Raw genomic sequence first — 24,210 nt, forward strand, 5'->3', positions numbered from 1 at the left:
TGGAAGAGGTGTTTCTTTTATGTTTCTGTTGCTGTTTCTGTTTCAAATTGAACGCCTTCATACAAAAGTGCGATCGGCAAATTAAACCCAATACTTGATAGAGTGATAATGTCCCCAGCAGTGTAAGAATAGTAAAGCCACATTCTGCCCTCTCCCCGACAGTAACGTTCAACGAAAATCTTTTCTGCATCAATCAAGATATATTCTTGTAAAGTCGGAATTTTTAGATAACAAGTGAATTTTTCATCCCTATCCTTAGCACTTGTACTGGGTGAAAGAACTTCCACAATGATTTTAGGATTCTGAATGAATGTGCGAGAATTCAAGTCTTGAGGATCGCAACTAACTATCACATCAGGATAGTAGTAACGGCTTTGAAAACTGACTTGCAATTTCACATCTGACACGTTCATCCGACAGCCTGTGGAACGTAGATGCGGGTACAAGTTCCTGTAAAAGTTAAGTGCAAGGTCGTTATGGGGAATTGTACTACCCGTCATGGCAAAAACTTCGCCGTTGACGTATTCGTGGCGAATCTCTTGTTGAGCTTCCCATTCGAGATATTCCTCAACGGACATTTTTTGGGGTGTTTGGGGAATGGCTATCATAACAAAATGAATATTGCATAAACTGGGTGACTTCTGCGACATCTCTTCAAAGCGCACTGGAGAAGTCCCTATGATGGTTAATTATACAACTGAATCGGAAAAAGCTTGGTACAAATCTCCTGCGATCGTAGCTGCTGTGGGTGTAAGCGCGATCGCCCTTGCAGCCTTCATTTACCCAGAACTCGCCACTCAACCCATTGTACACTACCGCGCTGATGATAACTCGTCCTCTGCCGATCGCTACACCTTACAGCGACAAACCCACTGTCAACTCAGCAGCCAACATTATAAACCGGGAGATACCGCTGTCAGCATTCCGTTTGCCGATCGCGCCGTCGTCACCAAAACCATCTCCATTGCCAATAGTTTAACGCTAATGGGGGAATGTCAACACAATGGGCGATCGATTACCAACAAACAACCGGGCACCTCTCTAGTTGCCTTATTAGAACGGAGTCAAAGTACCATTCAACAACAACATCAAACCAACAAAAATCCAGGCATCCTCACCATTGTAGCCAATGACTTTGAGCCACGTCAAGGGGAGCGGGCGATCGATTTTAGTCGAGTCAAAACCCTCGTTGATGACATCGAAAAACAGGGAGTAGTTATCTCATTTATCGTGCCGCAAGGGCAATTATACGAAGACTTGACTAACCAGTTGAGCAGCAAAGAGAGTGTCTGCGTTTTAGATGAAAGCAAAGACGAAGATGCAGTGAGGCGATCGATGAATCCTTGCATTGATGCAGCCTTCACCCAAGCCAGAAAAATGACACTTAAATCCAATTAATTCTGTTCGGATATTTCTTAGTCTCGCGTTGCGCGGACTTTGTGTGTGTAGACGCGGTTTCAACCGCCGAGTCATAGAAGGGATATTTCTTCAGTCCGCGCAGGCGGACTTTGTGTGTGTAGACGCGGTTTCAACCGCCGAGTCATAGAAGGAATAGCCAAACAATTTATCAAAATTCTGCATAAACCTTCAATCCGTAGCGACACTATCTTATCAAGCCCAAAAACAACGAGATAAAACCCATGAACTCCACCACCAATCACCATAACTCTACCTCCAGCATAGTAGCATGGCAATACCTTCCCCAAGAATTAACCGCCCTACTCCTCGAACAAATCAAATCCCAAATGAGTCAGCGGGAAAAACGATATGCAGAAGGAGAAAAAGCCAAAAATCGGATTAACGATTTAACACCCTTAGCAAAGAACACCCCCAACCCTGAAACCAAGAAAATAGTCAATATTTTAGTAGGGTTAATCAGTGCGATTACCTTCAGTGCAGGGGCCAAAATACTGACTTCTGGCATGGGAAGTATGAGCATTCCAGCGAGTTTGTTCATCGGCGGCGCTGCGGGGGTGGTGGCGGACAAAAAAGTGATGAAAGTTATGGAACATCATCGCAAGAAAAGTAGCACTCAGCAAGCATTGCAAGATATCCAAAAACAAAAACAAGCTCATCCCCCCAAAAATGAATTTGGCGAACTTTATTACGAATCTCAAACCGCCTTAGTGCTACAAGTGGAAGGTCAATATTTGAATAAACTGCCCTTTAGCGATGTCGGTTTAGCCCTGGGATTGAGCGGCACCGAATACGCGATGTCTCTGGGAATTGTCATCGGGTTGGGATTACCGGGGGGAATTGTGTTAAATGCGATCGCAGCCAGCCTACCCGTAGTAATGTTATGGGGAGCAGCATCACTGCAAAACGACGCCTTTGAAATGCCCGGACACGCCCGTGCCCTAATCGGACAATACGAAAGCAGCCTCCCCCAAGAAATCACCGAATTGGAGGCAAATCAGATTGCCGGAATCGACGAAGAAGTTGCTCTGAAACAGCGACAACTCGCCTATGAGCAAGCCTTAAACCTGCGTCGTGAAAAATTTGTCAGCGAAGGCGACACCAGCGGGCGATTGAAGAATTGGGACATGGTAGAAGCTGACTTTCAAATCGGGTGGTACGAGAAAGAAAAACATCAAATTGAAAAAGAACAGGACGAAAAACGAGAACAGCGTTACTTTAAGTTTAAAGCCGATGTTGCTCAAATTGCCGAACAGTATCAATCGCCCGCTGGTACTTATTCCCCAGAACAAATGGCCCAGTTAAAAATTGAATGGGTGGAAGTCCAAGAACAAAAATTGAAGGAAATTCTCGCCCATGACATTCAGTGGTTGAATCACAAATACGGCAACAAAATCAAGCATTACGAGGAGGAAATCACCACAGCGCGACAGCGTTACGCAGAAGCCGAATCTCGGTGGCGGCAAGAACGACATTCTGATGCAATGAAGGATACTGTTTGAGACTGAAACCCTCTGTATCTCTCGTTTGTATCGCAGTCTAGATCCCCCTAAATCCCCCTTAAGAAGGGGGACTTTGATCGAATTCTTATCCCCCGTTTTTTAACAGACTTTGATCCGATTCTTGTCCCCCCCTTTTTGACAGACTTTGATCGGACTCTTGTCCCCCCCCTTTTTGACAGACTTTGATCCGATTCTTGTCCCCCCCCTTTTTGACAGACTTTGATCCGATTCTTGTCCCCCCCCTTTTTGACAGACTTTGATCCGATTCTTGTCCCCCCCTTCTTAAGGGGGGCTAGGGGGGATCTGGCCTTAATCGCCAAACAGCAGTCTCTGATTGGGTTTGACCTTAAATTGATCCCAATGGGCACAGTACGATGTCCTCGCATCAGGGGCACCGCAAAAAAAACTTTCCCTAAATCTGCATAAACCCCCCAACCCCTGCGACATCAAAGTATCAACACCCAAAAACTAGACTATGACGAGACATGATACCCCCGTCGAACCCTTACCAGGCTTGGTTCCTGTAGCCACAAACTTCAACTTGTGGCTGCATTGGGAACTCAAGCCGATTTCCTTGACTTTGTTCTTCCTGGAACGTTACAGCGCTATTTTCTCTGGGATAATTGAACTATCCCGATGTGATAGCAACGTGCCTGTGAACACCGACGAACAGTTACGCGAACTTCTACAACTCTTGAAAGACTCCCAACAGGGGAGTCAGAAACAAGAAAGATTCAAAAATCAATTGTGTAAACTGATTCCCGATTTGCCCGGAAGTCGCAAATATCGCGAACCTGATCCTAAGATTGATTTTGATGGAGCACTGAATGAAGCCTATGGCGGGTTTTTCAAAACGCTGCCGATATTTTTGCGGGGAATTGACCTCGATAATATCGCTGATGATGTCTTGCGAACCAGAGTGGTTAAGCGGTTTAATAAAATTATTCAACTCAAAATTCTTGACCAATATCGCAAGTTAGAACGGCAACCTTTTACTTTTAGTTTGGATGCTCCAACTAAGAGCAAAACAGGTGAAGAATTTGATGCTGAAGGAGTGGCTGACGATACCACAGAAGTTGGGATTGAGCAACTGATTGAGCGAGAACAAGCGAAAAATCAGCAGCGCATCGGCCGCCAGCTTTGGCAGTATATTGAAGACGACCCCGATGGAAAACTGCGAAACAGTTATCCCAGTGACAAACCGGATGCTAATTCTCAGTTACTCGCACGGCGATTGCTGAAAGACCCTCCTGATAAATTGTCTGTAATTGCCAGAGAGTTAAACATTAAGTATCAAACTCTAAACTCTCATTGGAAAAGAGCAAGTTTGCCGCTACTTAAAGAAATTGTACTTGAGTTTGGATATCAACCGGAGGAATAATGGTGAATAGCATGGATACTTATTTGTTAGAAATTCCTCTGGAGCAAACTGCGCGCAATTTGGCTTTGCAATTTGCTTCAGAGCAAGCTAATCCGCAAAAAGGCAAGCGGGTTTATTTCAATACCTTGGCGGTTTGGGCGGTTAACTATTTCTTGGAATGGATGGAACTGGAAACCGATATTGATGGCGGTGATAGTTGGCATCCAGGAATGCGGGCGGTTTTGGATGTTGCGGATTTAGTCTTACCGGGAATTGGCAAGATTGAATGCTGTCCGGTGATGCTTGGAGAAACGGCGATTTCTCTGCCGGAAGTGCGCGAAAATCGGATTGCTTATCTCGCAGTTCAGTTTGCGGAACCTTTCGATAAAGTCAAACTTTTGGGCTTTATTCCGGCTGTGGAAATTCAGGAGGAAACTGAAGAGATTTCTCTCACTAATCTCAAACCAATTGAGGAATTGTTGGATTATTTGGATCGAATTGAGTTGGGAATTCCGGTGGCGCAAGTTCTACTTGAAGAAGAGCTATCGGATTTAGAAGAAGCGCTATCGGATTTAGAAGAAGATGACCCCGTACAAGCACAAGTTCGGGAGAAGTTGCAAAACAAATCTATTGCGGAAATTGTGGCAATTCTGAATGGAGTTTATGGCAGTAGTGAGAAATCTGACTGGGGATATGAAGGGGGGAAAGCTTTAGCAAGAATTGGTGCTAGTAGTGGAGGTTTGGGAAATAGAGAGACATCTTTATCTGGTCATCAATCTTCAGATATTGATACGAAAGTGGAAGCGAAACTGAATCGGATTGCTAAAAAGTGGATGAAGAAATTAGCTGAGATTTGGGGAGATGGCGATGAATCTTAGGGCACTCACCGACTGAAGAAACCGGGTTTTTGGCCACATCTGCGGGTGGAAACGAAATATTGTCGTAAAAACCCGGTTTCTGGACTCCCACAACTCAACCCTAAAATTCATTACAATGAATCAATATACCCACCAACTGAAGATACCGTAGGGTGCGTCGCTATCAACAATCTCGAAACAAAATCGAAAGTCTCACAGCGACGCACCCTACCAGATACTAAATTTAGCTATTGTGTCAAGCAAGGAAAAAATAGCCATGATGTCTCTCCAAACAAAAATTGTTGATCAACTGAAAAAGTTTTCTGAAATAGAACTGCAAGAAATCCTCAAGTTTGCTGATTTCCTGTTATGGCAGCGGAGAAACCAAGAAGTAGCTTCGCCATCCGATGAAACTGCCAACAGCGAATCAGAAAATATCGGTGAAGAAGCCTTGGTTCATTATGTTGGTGGAGTCTTGGTCGTCAAAGCAGCATTAAGTCAAACTGAAAAGATGATGAATTGGAATACAATTGTTAACGATATGCGCGCCGAAAGAATGGAGAATTTTATTTAATAATGAACGTTTTATTCGATACTTCCGTTCTGGTAGCAGCGTTAATAGAAGATCATCCCAGTCACTCTCAAAGCTTATCTTGGTTGGAGCGAGTTAGATCGCGGGAGATTGCAGCGTTTGTCTCAACTCACACTATAGCTGAACTTTACTCGGTACTTACTCGAATTCCTCGTCAACCTCGGATTAATCCTGGGTTAGCACAGCGGTTAATTGTAGAGAATTTGAGTGATTTTAATCAGGTTGTTTTGACTGCGGAGGATTACCAAGCAACAGTAAGTAGAATGGTTAGTTTAAACCTGCCAGGGGGAGGGATTTACGATGGGTTAATTGCTCAAGCTGCACTGAAAGCAGGTGTGGATGTGTTGTTGACTCTTAACCCTAATGATTTTACTCGGCTGGGAGATGATGTCAGGCGATTAGTGCAAGTGCCTCTTTAAGCCTCTCCACTTGGAATGAGAATATTGTGTTTGTTGGAGTTTTTGCATGGGGTGGGGGCGGATACCGTCCAAAAATATGATAAATTGCCATGATTTGTAGGGGCGGGTTCACCAACAATATCTGATACAAATCGACAATCTCATAAACCCGCCCCATCCCCGCCATCAATATCGAAATACCGTCAAAATATTGGGTTTTTGGGATTTTTTCATGGGGTGGGGGCGGGTTTTCGAGATTGTGGGTTTTTACCGGAGATGGTTGGTGAACCCGCCCCTACAAGATTTTTCGGGGAATCTGCATAATTTCCCCCCAAATTGCCGATAGATATATATACACAGAAATCAAAGGTAAACTCCAATGGACGAACAACGCCTCGCCGCCTATCTCCAACTGATTCAAGCCCTGCTTGAGTGCCCTAGCGGTGAAGAGGGTGATATTCTCGAAGCCCATCGAGAGTTAGTTGATGCGGATTTTGTGCAAGTCATGGAAGCAGTGGCGGCGAATATGGCAGAAAAGGGCGAATCCAATGCAGGTTGGTTGCAGAATCTGGCGGCACAATTGGCAAATCATGTTCGCAGTACAGCAACTCCTGAAGAGTATTTATCTTTCTTGATGGAGGTGTTACAAGCAACGTCAGATAGTGACGTAAATCCTCAAGTTGTCTATCCTATTTTACAACAAAACTTCGACAAATTGGATTTGAATTTTGCTCAAATATTACAAATTTGGGCCACATCCAAATTCACAAAAGTTACCTCAGAACAAGCTGCATCACTCGCAGGAGTTATTGTCAATTTTGGCAACTTAATTCAGCAGTTTCCCCTGGGGCGGCGGGCATGGAATTTAGAAATAGGCATTGCTTGTTATACCGCAGCCTTAGAAGTCTACAAGCGCGAGAATTATCCCGAAGATTGGGCTATGACTCAAAACAATTTGGGGAATGCCTATAGTGACAGAATAGAAGGACTCAGGGCGGGGAATATTGAAGAGGCGATCGCCTGTTATCGGGAAGCTTTAGAGATTTATACTCCTATAGCTTTCCCTTTAAACTGTCTCATAACTGGTAGAAACCTCGGCAATACCGCTTTCACTGCTGGTTTCTGGGACATCGCCCTGGAAGGATTCGAGAAAGCAATTCAAGCAGTAGAAAAAAGCAGAAGTTGGGCAACTTCCGACGAGATTCGCCAACAGATGATAGCAGAATCCATCGGTGTTTACGAAAAGGCAATTCAAGCTGCTGTCAACAACAACCAACTGGAAAAAGCCATAGAATATTGCGACAGAACCCGTGCTCAGCGATTAGTGGATTTAATGCACAGCAATGACTTGTATGCTAAAGGCGAAATTCCGCCCGCAGTGAAAGAGTATTTGGAGGAATTTAAAGCGAAGCAGCAGCTAATTGACGCAGAAGTTGAACAACTCCGCAATCCATCTGAGGGGAATAAAGAATTAGCCGGTGTGGGGAGTCAGTCGCGGAGTCGGGCGCATACTTCTGCTTACACGAAGAAGATTCAACAATTGGAAGCCGATAAACAGCAAATCTGGGAAAACATTCGCCGTTTAGATCCGGTTTTAGCGGGACAAGTTCAAGTTGTGCCGATGCAGTTTGTGGCGATGCAGCGGTTGATTGATAATTCCCAGACGGCGATTCTTTGTTTTTATACGACGGATGATGACACTCATGTTTTTGTGATTTACAAGGATAAAGCGCCGCAGGTTCACACTTGTCAGGGTGAGGGTTGGGGAAGTTTTCAGAAGTGGATCGATAAGGGTTGGTTGTCGCCTTATTTGGAGGATAGGAAAGGTTGGCGGCAGGGGATGGGTGAGTTTTTGTCTCAGTTGTCGCGGCGGTTGAAGGTTGATGAGTTGATTGGTAATTGTTTGGCGGGGATTGAGGAATTGATTGTGATTCCGCATTTGTATTTGCATCAGATTCCGTTGGCGGCTTTGCCGGTTAATACCCTCGCAACCGAGGAGGGCGGGCACGGGGGCACCGCCCCTACAAATCCAGGGCTTGAGAGTGGGAATTCTTCGCTTGGTGTTGAGGAAGAACCCCCCCAACCCCCCCTTGCTAAGGGGGGGCTTAAGAGTGAGATTTCTGCCCTTACGAAGGAACAAAAATCTCTTCTTTCTCCCCCCCTTAGCAAGGGGGGGCCGGGGGGGGTTCTTAGCGATTATTTCCTAATTCGTTATGTTCCCAGTTGCCGAATCTTGGAGTATTGCAGTCAACGCCCAACTATCGAATCACCGAAATACGGGATTGTAGAAAATGCCACGGATGATTTGTACTTCACTCCTTTTGAGTGCGAACAAATTGCCGAAATTGTGACGGTAACTGAACGCTTAAAAGGAAGTCAACAAGCAACAGTCGCCACCTATCGAAACCTCGCCCAAAATGTGAATGTCATCCACTCCAGTCACCACGCTGTCTCGCGTTTGGACAATCCTTTAGAATCGCGGTTGTTTTTAGGTGATGGAAGTATCACGTTAGGGGAATTGATGACTCCTGGTTGGCGCTTGCCGCAGTTATCGGATGTGTTTATGTCTTGCTGCGAAACTAATTTAGGAGATACGGAAATTACGGATAATCTGCTTAGTTTGGGTACGGGGTTTTTGTGTGCTGGAGCTCGCAGTGTGGTCAGCACTTTGTGGGCGGTAGATGATTTTGCTACTTCGCTGTTTTCGATTTTTTACTATCAGTATCGTCGGGAAGGTTTGAGCCGTCCAGAGGCTTTGCGGCGGGCGCAGGTGCGGTTGCGGACGATTTCGGGGGCGGAGTTGAAGAAGCTTTATCAACCGCAAATCGATGCCCTGCTTCCGAAAATTATTGGGGATTTAAAGCGGAAATTGCATCTGGTACAGGAAGAATTAGAAGACTTGGAATCGCAGCAGGACGAATATGAAGATGGTACGGCTGAGTATAAGGAGTTGGAGGAGAAGTTGAACAAGAAAACGGAGGAGGAAATTGAGATTCGGAAGCGAAAGGAAGGATATGAAAGTTTGCAGAAAAATCTTTACACTATGTCAAATCCTTTTGATGATTTGAGTTATTGGTCGGGGTTTATTTGTCAGGGTTTGCATTAATTTCTTTAGGACTGCCGCCGTAAAAATCAAAGAAACCCAGCTTAAATACCGCGTTTATCTCTTAGTCCGCGAAGGCGGACTTCGTTTGTGTAGACGCGGTTTCAACCGCCGAGTCTTCGTTTGTGTAGACGCGGTTTCAACCGCCGAGTCCTTCGTTTGTGTAGACGCGGTTTCAACCGCCGAGTCTTCTTTAAAAATCCCCTTCATCTACTTGAAATACCGTCAATCCCAAGCCTCTCCACATATCAACAACTTGCTGGCGATCGTCCAACACAAATTTAATGTTATACTTCCCATCAATATGCTGCCGATAGATTTCCTCTTTCATAATCGCATCCTTCCTCATATCTCCGGTTTTTCGCAGATGAATACCAGTATAATTAACCTCATACTGCTGCAACCATTTTTCAGTTTGAGGCTGACAATCATCGGTTCTGCCCGAAACTACGATAATATTAACGCTAGACTGCCACTTGCGGATGGTATCTAAGACGGGCAGATTCGGTAAATCGCGATCGCACTTAGAAGCATCAAAAGGATTTCTACCATTCAAAAGCGATAAAGTACCATCCATATCCACAATAATTGCATCCGGCAAATCGGGATTATATTCCGGTGGCGAAACCGGAACCCGCACATACCTATTATACATCTTCATAATCACATCTTTGCCCACAGAATTGAGTCTTTTCAAATCCCGTTTAATACATTCCTCCACCGGAACTTGCAGGAAAGAATCATTAACTTCCACCACAGCTTGACCTTTGACCAACTCTTTAATATGTTCGATATGCGGGCCAAAATTAGTATCATCAACAATGACGTGCTTCCCGTTTTCCAAAGCCATCAAAATAATCCGATCTCTCAACTCCACAATAAACTTTTCATTCGCCGGCGACCAATGAGAAGCATGAGCCATTTCTCGCAACAAATCTTTATTGCTACGAACCCATCTAGCAGGTTCAGACAGCAGCAACTCTCGCGCAAATTGAGACTTTCCCGAAGCAGGTAAACCGACAAGTACAATAACTCTTTTCATGGTAAATTGCTAATTGGTAATTGGTAATTGGGCATTGGGCATTGGGCATCGGGCATTGGGCATCGGGCATCGGTTAGTCGTTACTGTTTATTGGTAGATCATCACTAATAACAAATAACCAAAACAAATAACAAATAACTTCACACTCGATAATTCATCCGTTAAATCCGTTACAAAATCCGTTGCCGAACTTCATCCGTTAAATCCGTTACAAAATCCGTTGCCGAACTTCATCCGTTAAATCCGTTACAAAATCCGTTGCCGAACTTCATCCGTTAAATCCGTTACAAAATCCGTTGCCGAACTTCTTCTACAATCCCAGATGGATATAATCCAAACCCAATAACTCCTCTATCTTATGAATAGTAACATCGCGGAGAGCTTCTTTCACCCCCGCAACTCTACGCGCCCGCAAAGAAAACAAAATCCCAGAATAGGGCAAATGTTTCACAGCAAATGCAAAATCTTTCTGCACTTCGATAGATTCATGCTGTCGGTAAACCTCCTCAATTTCTTGCACCAAAGATTGATATTTGTCCTTAACTTTTTGGTACAATTCAGTCCACTCAGGAAAATAAGCTAAAAACTCTTCCCCTTCATTAGTCAAGATAATCTCGATCATCCGGCGGGTTGAAAACCCTTCACGCAGATGGGAAATTGCCACATATTGCGGTGACTTAACTTTAACTCGGTTAAAATTAGCATCGCAGATAATATATCCTTCCGAATCCATCGGGTCTAACTGCTGAGACGCTTCGATAACTTCTTTCCAGCTAGTCAAAGCATAAGACTTGACTAATTCCCATCCATATTTATTAGCCCAAGTAGTCGGCTCCATTTCTAGCAATGTTTGAGTATTACGAACGCCGTGAAACACAATTTGATTGTTTTTTTGCTGGACAACTATTCGATTGCAAGGTGTCATCAACTCAAAGATAAAACATTGGTCGGTTTCTTGTGGCAATTGATATCCCAATTCTTGCCAGACTTTCCAAAACAGTTCCGCAAAGCTAAATCCAAAACCATTAACTTCACCCGCTGCGTCGGGAGTTCCGCTAGATTGTACTCTCCATTCTCCATTGTAAAAATAGAGTACAATCAGAGAACCGTCTAGTTTTTCGTAGACTTTGGCACTGTTCCAATCAATTGTAGTGGCGTGAATTTCTCCGTAGTTAAAAAATTTGTCGTAGGGATAAGAAACTATCTGCCAATCTTGGGATGAGTCTAAAATGATTCCCCGACACTGTTGGACTATTTTTTCTCCCAGCGGGGATTCTATCTGCGAGTATTTCAGACAGACGAGATGAGGATATTGCCGATCGCGCGTAACCTTGATATGATAAGTTTCGGACAAAGTTTCTAATCCGTACTGGCGCAAATACTCTTGCAGTTCCACGATCGACTCCTAAATTACTCGCCTTTTATATCTTATCTGTGGTCGCATATTTTAGCAACTTTGTCAAGATTATGTAAAAAAAAATATTTTTACGGAAAAGCTATTATCGATTATGTATTTTGAATTATGGTTTTACCTAGGTGAATCCGGTTCTGTGAACAACTCGAATATTTTAAAATTGAGAAAAAAATGAGCAAAAAATTATTAATTGTGGCAACTTCTGTGTGCCTATTGACTGCTTTAGTACCTACATCCGTAGCTTTTGGAGTGTCGGCATCACCGCAGCGACAAGGGGAAAAAAAACAACTTGCAGAAGCGGGTACTGCGGTTAAAGTAAGTGAAATTTTGCGCCAGTTAAAAGGCAAAACGCAAGTGCCGATTTTTATTCCCAGTCTTCTTGATTCAGAAAAACTTTACTATCAAACCACGGCAAAAGCAGATAGCTATACTATTTCAATGGAGTATACAGCAGATTGTCGTGGTACGGGAGCTTGCACTTTTGGGGAAATTCGAGCTCAAAAAGGTGGTGAGTTTTCGACAAAAATCGAAGGGGTAACTAAGACGTTAAAAAATGTGCAACTTGCGGGGGGTATGAAAGGAGTTTTTCATAACGGTTGTGGGGCTTACTGCACAGCTTCTGTTGAGTGGAAATCTCAGGGAGTTCTTTATACCGTAGCAATTAAAAATGGACGGGAATCTGATGTAATTAAGATGGCAAATTCGGCGATTCAAGCTGGGAAACGTTGAGTTTTGATGAGGTCTAGCTTGTGGAACAGGCCGTCGGGTCTGTTCTTAACAATAGTAAAATGGGTAAGCTGTTGCGTGTATTTCTTGCAGTTGCGATCGCCCATAGCGCAATAAAAATTCATATCGTGGGGAGTAAATCTATGCTCTGGGGCGAGTCGATCGCCTCACAGGACTGGCCAGAACACTTTATGGGAAATATAATAGAGGCTGGTTGGTAGTGGCGCTCCAAATCTGATATTTATATTTTTTTATGGGCTGAATTATCCCAACTGCCGATTAAAGTCCCCACCTGCGGTAGGCTAGATCAGGTGAATATATTGGCTCATTTCAAGCTCGATCTTATGTCTACAACCGCATCTGCTCCCTCACGAACCGTCCGCATCGGTTCCCGCAAAAGCCAACTCGCTCTAGTCCAAACACACTGGGTGCAAGCAGAGCTACAGAAACATTTCCCGCAACACACTTTTGAAGTCCACACGATGTCCACCCAAGGGGACATAATTCTGGATGTAGCGCTGGCTAAAATTGGTGACAAAGGACTTTTCACTAAAGAATTAGAAACGGGAATGCTGAACAATGAAACGGATTTTGCCGTTCATTCTCTGAAAGATTTGCCGACAAATTTGCCCGAAGGTTTAATTTTAGGATGCGTCACCGAACGGGAAAATCCTGCTGATGCTTTAGTTGTACACGAAAAACATAAAGACAAGCAGCTCGATACACTACCAAAAGGTGCGGTTATTGGTACTTCTTCCCTCAGACGACTGGCTCAATTACGCCACCATTTCCCTCATTTTGAATTTAAAGATATTCGTGGGAATTTGAATACTCGACTTGCTAAATTAGATGATGGTGGTTACGACGCGATTATTTTAGCAGTGGCGGGATTGGAAAGATTGGGTATGGGCGATCGCATCCACCAAGTTATCGCCCCGGAAATCTCCCTCCACGCCGTCGGACAAGGTGCTTTGGGCATCGAATGTCGCGCCGGAGATCCAGAAATTCTGGAAGTGATTAAAGCTCTAGAACACTCGGAAACTGCCCAAAGATGTTATGCTGAACGGGCTTTTCTGCGGGAATTGGAAGGCGGCTGTCAAGTGCCGATCGGTGTCAATACTAAAATTGAAAACGGTCAATTAACTTTAACCGGAATGGTATCTAGTTTAGACGGTTTGCGGTTGGTGAAAGATACTGTTAGTGGCGCAGCCGAAACTGCTGAAATGCTGGGAATTGACCTCGCCCACCGCTTGCGCGATCGGGGAGCTAGTGAAATTTTGGAGGAAATTTTTAGGGAAGTTCAACGAGGTTCTTGAACTTTGAAATAGCTCTATTTTTTACGGTTTTAGACGAGAATAATCGCCTTTTATAAAATAAAACTAATTGGCGGTTCGCTTGGACAAAACAGGTACATTAGCAGTCTGTTAGTAGATTTTAGATGGGATTTTTAAAGAGGACTTAGGCACTGGATTTATGAAACCCGGATTCTTCTATATCAGGTCGTAAAATTAACGATTTTTTCTAGAAACTGGGTTTCTCTGCGTCAGTCTTAATCATAGTAAAAATCCCAATCAAAAATCTACAATTAAACAGCCAAGATTAATCAACCATCTATTTCAGGGAAAGGCAAAATATGAGCGTTCGGGAAACTCAATTAAGGCTAGATTTGGCAAAAGTTCAGCAACTTTATCGCAAAATGCAGGCCGATAAAAAAGCTTTGCAGCAGCAATTGAAAGAGTTCAAAACTCAGACTGGCAATTTTTCTGATCTAGTTGAGCAAGTTTTGCCGTCTGTAGTTTCAGTTTATGTGATGGATTGGGATACGGGAGAAGAAATTTCTTCGGGTAGTGGTTTTTTTGTAACGCCGGACACGATTGTGACTAACTATCATGTTGTGGAAGATATTGCTGATGAAGATTATTTCTATGAAGAAGATGAAGTCGAACAGGTTTTAGTGGAAACTAATGACGGGAAGTTGAGAATGGCTGAGGTGATATTTACTGGTAATGCGGAAGAGGATTTAGCCTTGCTGTTGGTTACTGGTTTTGTGCTCGATCCGAAGACTGGTGAACAAGTAGAATCTCCTGAAGAATATCCTCCTTTAGAGTTGTGTTTTGATGTGAAAGTGGGCGATCGAGTAATTGCTGTGGGAAATCCTTTGGGACAGTTGGCTGCTGCTGTAAGTCAGGGGATTATTAGTGGAATTCGGGAACCGGAGGAGTATGAGGAAGGTGAGGATGATGAGGATGATATGGCTGAGGTGAAGGTGTTAGAAACTGATGCGTCGATTAATCCGGGAAATTCTGGTGGCCCGTTGATTAATATGGCCGGTCAAGTGGTGGGGGTGAATACGTGGGGATTGGAAGATGCTGATAGTGTTAATTTGGCGATCGCCTCCATCGCCCTGGATGACTTTTTAGCGGGTTTTGAGGAGACTTTTGAGGATGATTCTGATGATTAGTTGGTAGTTATTGGTGATTTGTCAAAAGGGCGATCGCACTTTTTGTCACCCTAAATCTAGGTAGATTGGCGGGGATGGATGGAAAGGGCGATCGTTCTTTTTTGCAGATTATATGGTGATTCGCTATGGAGTAATACCAATTTCATAAAGTAGCGCTACATATCTACCCCCCCAACCCCCCCTTATTAAGGGGGGGCTAAGAACTACATCTGTAGTAGGACTTGATGAAAATGGTATAAGTGGTTGGGGGTTATTCCTTGGGTGGGGGCGGGTTTATTAAGATTGTTTGTGGGTGATAAAAATTGTCGGTGAACCCGCCCCTACAGGTACGATATAGTTATCATGACTAACAACCAATAACAAATAACAAATAACCAATAACCAATAACAAACAACAAATAACCAATAACAAACAACAAAGTTTAATTACTTTGTTCCAAAAAAGTTTGGACTCGACCGTTGGGCCGCAGAACAACTCGAATTCTGGGGGGGGTTCCATTAGAAACCGCAGAAACAAAAGGCTCACCGACTAAAGGCATATTTGTGCGATCGATATAATCTCCTGCTGCCTTTCCCATTGGCATAATATTTTGGATAGACCCTGTTTCATCTATCTGCAAACTGTATTCCAAAGTTTCTTGCATACCTTCTGGCGGCTTCCAGCGTTGCTCAAAATAAGTTTTCGCTTCAGAAACTTGGGGGATTGTATCAAATAAAGTGCGATTTGCTTTGCTCCCACTTGCTACTTTGTTGTTGTCTGACTCAGTTTTGGGTTGAGCATCCTCAAGGGGTGGTAGTTCCGTACTGCTTGGGGGAACAATCGGCCCGATGGGACGAGGGATTGATTCTTGGGGCGGAATTTGGAGCCGCGAAGCAGATAGGGAGGGCGGCAGGGGTGGCGCTGCGGTGGGCCCTAGCCTTGGTGGTACGGGGGGAGCTAGTATCTGTGGCGCCCGTGGGGCGGGGGGGAGTGCATTGGGTGCTGAGGGTGGCTGGGAAGGGGCAGAAATTGGCAGTTCTGCGGGTGCGGGAATGGTGATTATTTGCCCTTGAGGATTGGGTGCTGCATTGGGTGCTGCATTGGGTGCTGCATTGGGTGCGCTGTTATTAGGTGGAAATAGCACGGCTGGCTGCTGGATGGGGCTGGGTTTGTTAATGGCGGGAGTTGGAGAGGCGGCGATGGGGGGTAAGCTGGGACTGGAGGATGGGTTGCTGTTGAGGGGCGGGGGCGGTAGGGGTGGCAAGGTTGGCGTGGCTGAGGGGGTTGGCGCTGGGGGCGTTGGTGTTGCTAGGGCCGGACTGGGAGACACACCGACAGCTAGGTTTGGCTGGGGAGTTGGGCTGGATGCTTGAGTGCCGGGGGCTGAGGCGATTTCTGCCGATCGACTCTCCTGAAGCACTTTGATGACACCTGTGGTTAAACCGACGCTGGCGACAACCATTGCAGCCACTTTGACCCAAGGTGAGGCCTGGGGGCGTTGGGGCGATCGACCGAGGTTCGGAAGTGCCATCACCTCGCTGCTGTATTGATCCAAAGCCGTGGCTAAATCAAACAGTTGGACGGTACTCAAGGGAACTACCGGCCCGGATTCTGCCACTGTCAAAGAGCCTAAGAATAAGTTGTGGGAGAGCAGGCCGCGGGGTTTCAAGTGGGGATGAACCGGAAGATCCGCATTTTTTTGTGCCTCTGAAGAGTTTGACTCAAAAATTGTTGTTTCTGAAGGGTTTAAAGATTCATGCAGGATGACGGGGCTGCGGGCTGGTGCTGAGTCAGTTTTCCCCAGGCTATCCTTAGCTTCAGATGTGAGGCTGGTTTCCCAAGGGCGGGATTCGCCCAGAAAGTTTTGAATGTAGAAGTTGACTGCTTCGTGGAGGGCTTCTAGTTGCAGCCGATCGCCCTTGAGAGTAACGTGTTCGGTATCTGGCAGTCGCGGATCGTCGAGTCGCAGTTCAAAACTCAGAGATTTCAACACGGGTTTGCCCGCCCAACGAGATAGGGGCGAACTTTTAGCTGTAATTTCCAGCGTGCAAGTGGGGGGCGTGTACCGTTTTAGAACCATAAAAGGAAGGAAGAAGGAAGAAGGAAGAAGGAAGAAGGAAGAAGTCACCCCCCCTGCCCCCCCCAAGGGGGGAAATTCAGGAAGAAGGAAGAAGTCACCCCCCCCTGCCCCCCCAAGGGGGGAAATTCAGGAAGAAGGAAGAAGGAAGAAGGAATTCTCGTTACCAGGCTCTGCCTGGTAACGCAGATCCGGAGGCTCTGCCTCCATTTCATGAGTTTATACTTAATTCTTAGCCCGATCGAGCAGAGCTAACCAGAGGCGACGGTGGCCGCCGGGACTGCTGTAAAAAAGTAGATCGATCAAGAGTTTGAGAGCTAAATTGGTTAGTTGTGCGCCGGATAAGTTTTCTGCATCTTCCATGCGATCGCCATAAGTATTACTGAATCTGTCGATATAATCTCCCAGCAAAGCGACGGTGTGAGGTTCGCGATTTTGCTCTGCCATTTGTTCTAGCAGTGCTACAGCGCGACGGATTAAGGCTTGGTGCTGTTTTGCCAAATGACAGCTAATCAAAACCAGCGATCGGGCTTCTTCCACATCCAGTTTTTTCCGTCCCCCCTGGCCTTTCCGCAGCGGGTTAGACTGGCGTAGTCGCCATAATGCCACGCGATCGGCCACCATTGACTCTAAATTCAGTTCGACTGCCACCTTGAGTATTGCCTCCGAGCCAATCCCCGCCAGTGCCTCTAGGGCTAACAGCACTAAATCCAGTTGAGATTTAATGTTGTCCAACTGGGTAGGTTCTGGTGCTTTTTGGGTCAATTCTTCCCAGTTGGGAGATGTGCCCGCTTCGTTGGTGGGAGTGGAGGACTTTACGATCGAGCGCATAGCTTCAGCATAGGAAATTAATACAGGTTCAGGCTGGATCTCTAACAGTGTGCGGTGATGGCGCTTGTTACCAGCATCGCAAAAACAACTCTGTTAATCTTGATCCACACCCATGAGCTTTGATTTCGGCAACCCTGACTGTTAGACGGAATGGCGAGTTGCAAAGTTGCGTTTTTAAGTGCGATCGCCCAAAACAAACCCATAACCCAAATTTCCCCCCAACTATGCTACGCCACAGAGCGATCGAAATCAAATCAGTGTTTTGAAGCGATCGGGACCTATATCAATCCAAAGATCCTAGCTATCTCGAATGCTACTTATAGTCTGTCGCTACTTATAGTCTGTCAGATTATAGTTGTCGTTGCTTAGTCTGGCGCAATCTATGGATATTACGGAGCAATTTGGTAAAAAAGTTAGACATTTCAGAAAGCTCAGAAATCTTTCCCAAGATCAGCTTGCAGAACTATCTGAATTACATCGTACTTATATTGGCTCAGTTGAACGAGGTGAAAGGAATATAACGCTACTTAATGCCAGCAAAATAGCCAAGGCATTATCCGTTAGTTTAGCTGAACTGGTAACAGATGATGACTGAAAGAAAACTAGAGCAAATTTTAGCAAGATACCAAAACTCATTTACAGAAAAAGTTTATGCAGAAAAGAATGAAGAACACGATATTTTAATGGATGTGTTTGGTATTTCTCCCATAATAAAAAAAGAAAATAAGCAATATTGGGGACGTGAGTTAGGAATGTGTTGGCAATTGTTAGTTACGGAAACCTGCAAAGCATATTGCAGTAGTTTTCAGCCAGCATTTAAAGTGGGAAGTGATGAGCCGTGCGATCTGATTGTTGATGGGTACGCGATAGATACAAAATATCGTATTGGCTCAGGAGATTCTGGAACACTGAAAAAGTTCAAATCCTATGGCCCACTACTTCGTACTTATAATTATGAGCCAGTTTTTTTAATACTTAGACAAGATAATTTGCCCGCAGCTATTACAGCGTGCCAAGTAGGGACTTGGAGAGTTTACACTGGCGATGCTTCGTTTGAGTTTATACAAACAATAAGCGGGTTTGATTTGAAGTCATTTCTTACTGAAAGAGTGGGAGAATTCCCTGTACACCGCTGAAACTATCTAGGCGCTTCTTGATAATTTCTATGTAGTCAGGTACTATTTCAATGCCAACATACTTAATCCCAAATTCTTGCGCCGCCAGCAATGTGGTTCCCGATCCTGCGAAAGGATCGATTAGAATAGAATTTTCCAAGCGCGGTACAAATATTTCAACCAGTTGTCTCATTAGAGCGATCGGTTTAACCGTACAATGGACGTTAAAATCCTCGGTTTTTTCACGCTGTATACCTTCTAAAATATTGGACTGAAAACCACCAAACCGATCTTTAGTATAAAAAAGACCAGTACCATACTCCTGTAGAGTTTCCAAGTAATTATTGACCAGTGGTTTTTGAAGTACGCAGATTGCTTCCCATTCATTCCTGAGACAACTGTGCCAACCATCCCATTTTTCGGGATTTTCATATCCTTTCTTCTCGAACTGTTGTTTGATATTGACACCTTTAGGGATACCACTCGATCTTTTATAAACAAGCATATCTCTCGCATAGAATCCAGCATTTTCCAGGGCTACTTGTACGTGAGCAACAGTTCTTGTGCTGTTGAAAACTAAAACTGTCGCACCCGGTTTGCAGATCCGAAAAAGCTGCTCACCCCAATCCAAACACCACTGCTCATAATCCAGAGTATTTTTACGATTCCTTTGATACCATTTTTCGTTTCTGACTCCACCTGCTAAACCACTGCCATAGGGAATATTTTTAACAAGGGTTTTATTTCCCTTGCCATTCACTTTTTCCCTACGCCTTTGAATTTCCGAGTCATCCCATTTATGACCAATAAATTCATAATTATAAGGCGGGTCAGTGATACACGCAGAAAAATAATTTTCTGGCAATGTCTTCATCACTTCACGACAGTCGCCAACCAAAACTTCATTTGAGGGAGCTTGTCTCATTAGTCTGGCAGTTTACTCAAGTGGGAACTCAAATTTCAATTATGCCACATTTGCAGTATCTAGCAAGTATAAATAAGTTGTGAAACTCTCTTCTCTTTCCGAACTTCGCGTTCTTTGCGTCTTCGCGGTTCGTTTAAAAAAAAATCACAACTCATTTAAAATCGCTATAGGCAGTCCAAATCATAGATTCAATCCAGCTTGTTTTGCTGCCTACAAACCTATAATCAGTAATCCACCAGAAATACCTCAATCCTGACTACTTCAAAAAAGCGATCGTCACACCTCCACCTCCCTCTTTTTGACTAGCCAACTCATAGCGAGAAACCTGCGGATGAGTGTCCAGAAATTCGTGAATACCCCGTCGCAACTGTCCCGTACCTTTGCCGTGAACTATCCACAGCACTCCGTATTCAAAGGCTTTGGAAAGAGCTCTGTCTACTTCAATTTCCGCATCGGAAACTCTCGCGCCTCGCAAGTCGATCGTATTATTAGCAGTCCGAATTGCGATTTCAGGATTTGGTTTGGGAACTTCCGACTGAGCTTGTTTAGCCTTAGCAGTAGCCTGTGCTTGAGCTGCTATCTTGGCTAATTGAGCTTTAGTTTCAGGTTTTTGACCATCGAGGGATTCAATTTCTGCCAGTTTGACAGTCATTTTCATAATCCCAAACCTGACGCTCAATTCTTCGTTAGCATCTGGCCCGCTGAGGACTTCGGCGGTTTGGCCCAAGCTGGGAATGCGGATGCGATCGCCCACTTTTGGCATAAAACCCGGTTTCGGCTTAGCCGGTGCTTTGCGCGAGGGCAAGTGTTTGGCGGAAATTTGATTTAAGGTTTCTGTCGCAACTTGAGCATTTTGAGCAGTTTGGTCGCCAGATTGTAAACGACGAATGATTTGAGCAATTTCTGATTTTGCCGTACCTATAGCCTCATTTACTGCCACTTCCTGAGCAATTTTTAGTTCCCGCTCTCTTTCTTTCAAAGCTGCTGCTTTTTGAGAAACTTCCTGGTGGAGTTTTTCGGTTTGTTGCAGCAGTTGGGTTGCTTCTTTGGCTTTGGTTTCCTGTTTCCGCCGCTGAGCTTCGAGTCCAGCAATTACTTGATTGACATCGACAGAAGCACCCCCAACATAGGTTTGAGCTTCTGCAACTATTTCTGGTAGCAAACCGAGTCTTTTGGCAATGCTTAGAGCGTTGGAACGTCCGGGAATTCCCCACAGTAACCGATAGGTTGGCTGCATGGAACTGTCGTCAAATTCCACTGAGGCATTTTCAAAGCGGGAGTCTTGATATTTGAGGGCTTTGAGTTCGCCAAAGTGGGTAGTTGCGATTGTTAATAGGGAGTTTTGGGCGAGGTATTGCAACAGGGCGATCGCCAATGCACTACCTTCTGATGGATCAGTCCCCGCTCCTACTTCATCTAATAAAACTAAGGATTTGGGAATGGGGAATTGGGCATCGGGAATGGGGAATTGGGCATCGGAAACCGTGTCCCATGAGCGTAGTCGAAGGGTAGTCGAAGTATCGGAAACCGTGTCCCATGAGCGTAGTCGAAGGGTAGTTGAAGTATGGGGAATTGGGAGGTCTGAATCCTCTTCTCCTCCTTTTTTCAAGACTGCTAAGATGCGGCTGATGCGACGAATGTGACCGCTGAAAGTTGACAAACTTTGCTGCAAAGATTGCTCGTCACCAATATCTGCCAAAATGTGGTCGAACCACGGCAATTCTACAGGTTCGCGGGCGGGAACAAACATTCCTGATTTTGCCATTAAAGCTGCTAATCCCAAGGTTTTGAGGGTGACAGTTTTGCCGCCGGTGTTGGGGCCTGTGATGGCGACGACGCGAATGTGCGGTGCGATGGTTAAATCGATCGGCACTACTGGAAAGCCTTGTTCGTATTGCTGTTGCCAAACTAACAGGGGATGGCGCAACTGGCGCAGGGTAATTTGCGATCGCAAGTTGGGAATTTTTACTTTGCTGTTTTCTGGATTTTCCTCCTCTGTTATTTCTCCATCTTTTGGTGTTAACTCTGTGTTTCCCAATTCAATAAATGTCGGCGGATTTGCTTGTAGCCAAAAGCCGTAACGCGCTTTGGCTGTGGCTAAATCTAAAGTTGTCACTACCACCAACAATCTATCTAAGTCTGGTTTGACTACTGCTACTTGTTCCGTCAGAGCGCGGCGAACTGCTTCTTCTTCGACTTGTTCTTGTCTGAGAAATTGCCGCATTTGGTTGTTGAGATTTACTGTATTGTGGGGTTCTACATACAGTGTCGCGCCGCTGGCTGAGGAGTCGTGAACGATGCCCGGTATTGCATCTTTTTGGGGAGCTTTGACGGGAATTACAAAGCGCGCGTTTCTTTGGGTAATTACTTGTTCTTGGACGGCGTTGGATTGTCGCTGCAAAATTCCTTGTAATATTTGATAAATGCGATCGCGCAACTGTCGTATTTGAACTCTAATTCCTGCTAACTTAGGAGTGGCGCGATCGGCTACTTGGGCGCGATCGTCTATACACCGATGTATTTCTTGTTCGATTTCAGGATAAGTCCGCAATTGAGCAGCCAAATCCTTCAGTGTCGGCACATCTGGCTGGTTGTCAATGATGCGGCGCAATTGTCTCGCTCCCGCCAGGGTGGTAGCAATCGCCAGCAATTCTTCGCCACTGAGCAAACCTTGAAGTTCAGCTCGTTGCAGCGAAGTACCGATGTCTTGGATGCCTTCAAAAGCCAAAGCACCGCCGGGACGGTTATCTAACTGATAAGCTTCCTGAGTTTGAGCTAGCAATTCTGCTGTTTCAGCTTGAGATTCCGGGATTTGGAGGTCCTGGGCGGCGGCGACACCGAGTTTGGTGGCCGCGAAGGTAGCCAAGTGCTGACACAAGCGCGACCATTCTAATAGTTCGAGTGTTTCGGATTGAATCAAAGTTGAGGGGTTGTTGGTAATTGGCATTCCCAGGCGCTGACCGAGAAGGGTTATTGACGATAATATCAATTAATTTTAAAGTTTTTTGGAGTTTCTGGGGGTAGTTATTGGTAATTTTTGGTAACATTTAATTATTTTAATTTTAAATATACAGTGATAATTCTGGCTGTTGTATCCTGAAAGGTAATTTGTGGAGCTGGTGTTATGGGAAAGATTTTGGCGATCGCGGATGCTCTGACTTTAGAAGTCCTGCAAGAGTTCCTCTCAGGGGAGGGACATCAGGTGATAGTCGCCCCTGATGCTCAGTCTGGGTTAGATTTAGCTGAGCAAACCTCCCCAGATTTGGTAATTTGTGAGGGGACTTCACCTCAAATTGAGTGGTTAGATTTGTATCGGATGCGGGCGGGTAACTCAGAATTTGGTACCATTTATGTGATTTTGCTGGCTGCATCAGACCAGTTTGACTCCACAAAATTAGATGTGCTAGTGGACGATTTTGTGCTGCAACCCATAGTTAAGCAGGAATTGTTGGGGCGGGTACGAGGTGGTTTTCGATCGCGCCAGTTGAGGGTACAGTTGGAGCGATCGCAACAAGAAGTGCAACAGTTCCAGCATCGGATTAGAGAAAATGAAAAAACGTCTAACCTGGGTGAATTAGTATCTGGCATTGCCCACGAAATTAACAATCCGATTACTTTTATTTACAGCAATCTGACTCACATACAAACTTACGCTAATGATTTGATAGAACTCTTGCGAATGTATCAAAAACAGTTAGTTAATCCTAGCCAAGAGATTCTGCAAAAACAACAAGACATGGATGTGGAATTTCTGCTGGATGATTTCTTGAAAATTGTCAGTTCCATGCGCACGGGGAGCGATCGCATTCGCCAAATTATCTTGTCGGTACAGGAATTTTCCCGCAGCGATCGCTCCGGTTGGCAATTATTCGACGTTTCAGACGGTTTAGAAAATACTCTTTTACTATTGCAACACCGCTTACCTGCTCGCGAAGGCAGGCGCGATATCAAGGTGGTGAAGGACTACGGCAATTTGCCACAAATTGAGTGTTATGCCGGTCAACTCAATCAAGCTTTTCTGAATATTATGAATTATGCGATCGATGCTTTGGAAGAGTCTAGTCAAGAATTGAACGAGTCCGAAGCAATCAACTTTAAACCCGTGATTTGGATTCGCACTCAGGTGGTAAGTGCTCAGCGCATTGCCATTGAAATTGCTGATAATGGCATCGCCATGAGCGAAGAGATAAAAACCCAAATTTTCGATCGATTTTTTGTTACGAAACCTGCCATGGATGCCAGCACCATAGGACTTGCTATCAGTTATGACATAATTGTCGAGCAGCACAAAGGGGAATTGAAGTATTTTGCCCAACCGGGTAAAGGTACTCAATTTCGGATCGAACTACCCCAGCGACACAGTTAATTAATAGACATCTCCACAAAAGCCAGTTATTGAACAGGCATTGTT

At 44.9% G+C, this 24,210-nt stretch carries 22 protein-coding genes; 15 read left to right on the top strand and 7 right to left on the bottom strand.

From position 1 onward, the window contains the following. Positions 1–17: 17 nt before the first annotated feature. Entirely contained in the window at positions 18–608 is a 591-nt protein-coding gene (locus tag P2A85_RS09005; protein ID WP_377478832.1) for a Uma2 family endonuclease, read from the bottom strand. A gap of 70 nt (positions 609–678) precedes the next feature. On the opposite strand from P2A85_RS09005, the gene P2A85_RS09010 reads away from it, so the two are divergent. The 7 genes from P2A85_RS09010 (at position 679) to P2A85_RS09040 (ending at position 9,231) form a co-directional block, all read left to right on the top strand. Beyond that, a complete protein-coding gene (locus P2A85_RS09010) occupies positions 679–1,398 on the top strand; it encodes a hypothetical protein (protein WP_377478834.1) in 720 nt (239 codons plus the stop codon). Between the two features lie 242 nt (positions 1,399–1,640). After that, entirely contained in the window at positions 1,641–2,918 is a 1,278-nt protein-coding gene (locus P2A85_RS09015) for a hypothetical protein (RefSeq protein WP_377478836.1), read from the top strand. A gap of 475 nt (positions 2,919–3,393) precedes the next feature. Next, positions 3,394–4,299, top strand: coding sequence for a hypothetical protein (locus P2A85_RS09020; RefSeq protein WP_377478838.1), 906 nt, complete (start codon positions 3,394–3,396; stop codon positions 4,297–4,299). Beyond that, positions 4,299–5,156, top strand: a complete 858-nt coding sequence (locus P2A85_RS09025; protein WP_377478840.1) for a DUF1822 family protein — start codon at positions 4,299–4,301, stop codon at positions 5,154–5,156. Before P2A85_RS09020 ends, P2A85_RS09025 begins: the two co-directional genes overlap by 1 nt. Positions 5,157–5,412: 256 nt before the next feature. Further along, the gene (locus P2A85_RS09030; RefSeq protein WP_377478842.1) at positions 5,413–5,709 is read left to right on the top strand and encodes a hypothetical protein; all 297 of its coding nucleotides are present in this window, start codon (positions 5,413–5,415) and stop codon (positions 5,707–5,709) included. 2 nt (positions 5,710–5,711) lie between these two features. Further along, complete coding sequence (locus P2A85_RS09035) at positions 5,712–6,146, top strand: PIN domain-containing protein (protein ID WP_377478844.1); 435 nt, start codon at positions 5,712–5,714, stop codon at positions 6,144–6,146. A gap of 358 nt (positions 6,147–6,504) precedes the next feature. Continuing rightward, positions 6,505–9,231, top strand: a complete 2,727-nt coding sequence (locus P2A85_RS09040) for a CHAT domain-containing protein (protein ID WP_377478846.1) — start codon at positions 6,505–6,507, stop codon at positions 9,229–9,231. A 190-nt stretch (positions 9,232–9,421) separates the two neighbouring features. Here P2A85_RS09040 and P2A85_RS09045 read toward each other — a convergent pair whose 3' ends face one another. Together P2A85_RS09045 and P2A85_RS09050 are read right to left on the bottom strand one after the other, a co-directional pair. Further along, positions 9,422–10,270, bottom strand: a complete 849-nt coding sequence (locus P2A85_RS09045) for an AAA family ATPase (protein ID WP_377478848.1) — start codon at positions 10,268–10,270, stop codon at positions 9,422–9,424. A gap of 310 nt (positions 10,271–10,580) precedes the next feature. Then, on the bottom strand, positions 10,581–11,666 hold the full coding sequence (locus P2A85_RS09050; RefSeq protein WP_377478850.1) for a T4 RnlA family RNA ligase: 1,086 nt from the start codon (positions 11,664–11,666) through the stop codon (positions 10,581–10,583). Positions 11,667–11,855: 189 nt separating this feature from the next. On the opposite strand from P2A85_RS09050, the gene P2A85_RS09055 reads away from it, so the two are divergent. The 4 genes from P2A85_RS09055 (at position 11,856) to P2A85_RS09070 (ending at position 14,871) form a co-directional block, all read left to right on the top strand. Then, the gene (locus P2A85_RS09055) at positions 11,856–12,413 is read left to right on the top strand and encodes a hypothetical protein (protein WP_377478852.1); all 558 of its coding nucleotides are present in this window, start codon (positions 11,856–11,858) and stop codon (positions 12,411–12,413) included. A 20-nt stretch (positions 12,414–12,433) separates the two neighbouring features. Then, positions 12,434–12,631 carry a hypothetical protein gene (locus P2A85_RS09060; RefSeq protein ID WP_377478854.1) on the top strand — a complete coding sequence of 66 codons (198 nt, stop codon included), beginning with the start codon at positions 12,434–12,436 and terminating at the stop codon, positions 12,629–12,631. 123 nt (positions 12,632–12,754) lie between these two features. Then, complete coding sequence (gene hemC / locus P2A85_RS09065) at positions 12,755–13,726, top strand: hydroxymethylbilane synthase (protein WP_377478856.1); 972 nt, start codon at positions 12,755–12,757, stop codon at positions 13,724–13,726. A 317-nt stretch (positions 13,727–14,043) separates the two neighbouring features. Next, complete coding sequence (locus P2A85_RS09070) at positions 14,044–14,871, top strand: S1C family serine protease (RefSeq protein ID WP_377478858.1); 828 nt, start codon at positions 14,044–14,046, stop codon at positions 14,869–14,871. A 422-nt stretch (positions 14,872–15,293) separates the two neighbouring features. Here P2A85_RS09070 and P2A85_RS09075 read toward each other — a convergent pair whose 3' ends face one another. Further along, on the bottom strand, positions 15,294–16,931 hold the full coding sequence (locus tag P2A85_RS09075; RefSeq protein ID WP_377478860.1) for a DUF4335 domain-containing protein: 1,638 nt from the start codon (positions 16,929–16,931) through the stop codon (positions 15,294–15,296). Positions 16,932–17,153: 222 nt separating this feature from the next. Continuing rightward, positions 17,154–17,759 (bottom strand): DUF3038 domain-containing protein, encoded by a 606-nt coding sequence (locus P2A85_RS09080; RefSeq protein ID WP_341737732.1) that lies wholly within the window; start codon positions 17,757–17,759, stop codon positions 17,154–17,156. 150 nt (positions 17,760–17,909) lie between these two features. Here P2A85_RS09080 and P2A85_RS09085 point away from each other — a divergent pair, with 150 nt between their 5' ends. The 3 genes from P2A85_RS09085 to P2A85_RS09095 are packed head-to-tail and all read left to right on the top strand — an operon-like array spanning position 17,910 to position 18,895. Then, positions 17,910–18,128 carry a hypothetical protein gene (locus tag P2A85_RS09085; RefSeq protein WP_377478863.1) on the top strand — a complete coding sequence of 73 codons (219 nt, stop codon included), beginning with the start codon at positions 17,910–17,912 and terminating at the stop codon, positions 18,126–18,128. A gap of 13 nt (positions 18,129–18,141) precedes the next feature. After that, on the top strand, positions 18,142–18,354 hold the full coding sequence (locus tag P2A85_RS09090; protein WP_333325854.1) for a helix-turn-helix transcriptional regulator: 213 nt from the start codon (positions 18,142–18,144) through the stop codon (positions 18,352–18,354). After that, positions 18,344–18,895, top strand: coding sequence for a hypothetical protein (locus P2A85_RS09095; RefSeq protein WP_377478865.1), 552 nt, complete (start codon positions 18,344–18,346; stop codon positions 18,893–18,895). The genes P2A85_RS09090 and P2A85_RS09095 overlap by 11 nt, the downstream gene beginning before the upstream one ends. Here P2A85_RS09095 and P2A85_RS09100 read toward each other — a convergent pair. Then, positions 18,858–19,799 (bottom strand): DNA-methyltransferase, encoded by a 942-nt coding sequence (locus tag P2A85_RS09100; protein ID WP_377478867.1) that lies wholly within the window; start codon positions 19,797–19,799, stop codon positions 18,858–18,860. The two genes, P2A85_RS09095 and P2A85_RS09100, sit on opposite strands and share 38 nt — an antisense overlap. A 256-nt stretch (positions 19,800–20,055) precedes the next feature. Continuing rightward, positions 20,056–22,719, bottom strand: coding sequence for an endonuclease MutS2 (locus P2A85_RS09105; protein ID WP_377481389.1), 2,664 nt, complete (start codon positions 22,717–22,719; stop codon positions 20,056–20,058). A 204-nt stretch (positions 22,720–22,923) separates the two neighbouring features. Here P2A85_RS09105 and P2A85_RS09110 point away from each other — a divergent pair, with 204 nt between their 5' ends. Further along, positions 22,924–24,165, top strand: coding sequence for a sensor histidine kinase (locus P2A85_RS09110; protein WP_377478869.1), 1,242 nt, complete (start codon positions 22,924–22,926; stop codon positions 24,163–24,165). Positions 24,166–24,210: the final 45 nt, after the last annotated feature.

Source organism: Microcoleus anatoxicus (assembly GCF_042465725.1).
GTDB lineage: Bacteria > Cyanobacteriota > Cyanobacteriia > Cyanobacteriales > Microcoleaceae > Microcoleus > Microcoleus anatoxicus.

Excerpts from the sequence above, each read along its gene's own strand:
- P2A85_RS09005 (WP_377478832.1), bottom strand. The coding sequence starts at position 608 with ATGATAGCCATTCCCCAAACACCCCAAAAAATGTCCGTTGAGGAATAT.
- P2A85_RS09010 (WP_377478834.1), top strand. The coding sequence starts at position 679 with ATGATGGTTAATTATACAACTGAATCGGAAAAAGCTTGGTACAAATCT.
- P2A85_RS09015 (WP_377478836.1), top strand. The coding sequence starts at position 1,641 with ATGAACTCCACCACCAATCACCATAACTCTACCTCCAGCATAGTAGCA.
- P2A85_RS09020 (WP_377478838.1), top strand. The coding sequence starts at position 3,394 with ATGACGAGACATGATACCCCCGTCGAACCCTTACCAGGCTTGGTTCCT.
- P2A85_RS09025 (WP_377478840.1), top strand. The coding sequence starts at position 4,299 with ATGGTGAATAGCATGGATACTTATTTGTTAGAAATTCCTCTGGAGCAA.
- P2A85_RS09030 (WP_377478842.1), top strand. The coding sequence starts at position 5,413 with ATGATGTCTCTCCAAACAAAAATTGTTGATCAACTGAAAAAGTTTTCT.
- P2A85_RS09035 (WP_377478844.1), top strand. The coding sequence starts at position 5,712 with ATGAACGTTTTATTCGATACTTCCGTTCTGGTAGCAGCGTTAATAGAA.
- P2A85_RS09040 (WP_377478846.1), top strand. The coding sequence starts at position 6,505 with ATGGACGAACAACGCCTCGCCGCCTATCTCCAACTGATTCAAGCCCTG.
- P2A85_RS09045 (WP_377478848.1), bottom strand. The coding sequence starts at position 10,270 with ATGAAAAGAGTTATTGTACTTGTCGGTTTACCTGCTTCGGGAAAGTCT.
- P2A85_RS09055 (WP_377478852.1), top strand. The coding sequence starts at position 11,856 with ATGAGCAAAAAATTATTAATTGTGGCAACTTCTGTGTGCCTATTGACT.
- hemC (WP_377478856.1), top strand. The coding sequence starts at position 12,755 with ATGTCTACAACCGCATCTGCTCCCTCACGAACCGTCCGCATCGGTTCC.
- P2A85_RS09070 (WP_377478858.1), top strand. The coding sequence starts at position 14,044 with ATGAGCGTTCGGGAAACTCAATTAAGGCTAGATTTGGCAAAAGTTCAG.
- P2A85_RS09075 (WP_377478860.1), bottom strand. The coding sequence starts at position 16,931 with ATGGTTCTAAAACGGTACACGCCCCCCACTTGCACGCTGGAAATTACA.
- P2A85_RS09080 (WP_341737732.1), bottom strand. The coding sequence starts at position 17,759 with ATGCGCTCGATCGTAAAGTCCTCCACTCCCACCAACGAAGCGGGCACA.
- P2A85_RS09085 (WP_377478863.1), top strand. The coding sequence starts at position 17,910 with ATGGCGAGTTGCAAAGTTGCGTTTTTAAGTGCGATCGCCCAAAACAAA.
- P2A85_RS09090 (WP_333325854.1), top strand. The coding sequence starts at position 18,142 with ATGGATATTACGGAGCAATTTGGTAAAAAAGTTAGACATTTCAGAAAG.
- P2A85_RS09095 (WP_377478865.1), top strand. The coding sequence starts at position 18,344 with ATGATGACTGAAAGAAAACTAGAGCAAATTTTAGCAAGATACCAAAAC.
- P2A85_RS09100 (WP_377478867.1), bottom strand. The coding sequence starts at position 19,799 with ATGAGACAAGCTCCCTCAAATGAAGTTTTGGTTGGCGACTGTCGTGAA.
- P2A85_RS09110 (WP_377478869.1), top strand. The coding sequence starts at position 22,924 with ATGGGAAAGATTTTGGCGATCGCGGATGCTCTGACTTTAGAAGTCCTG.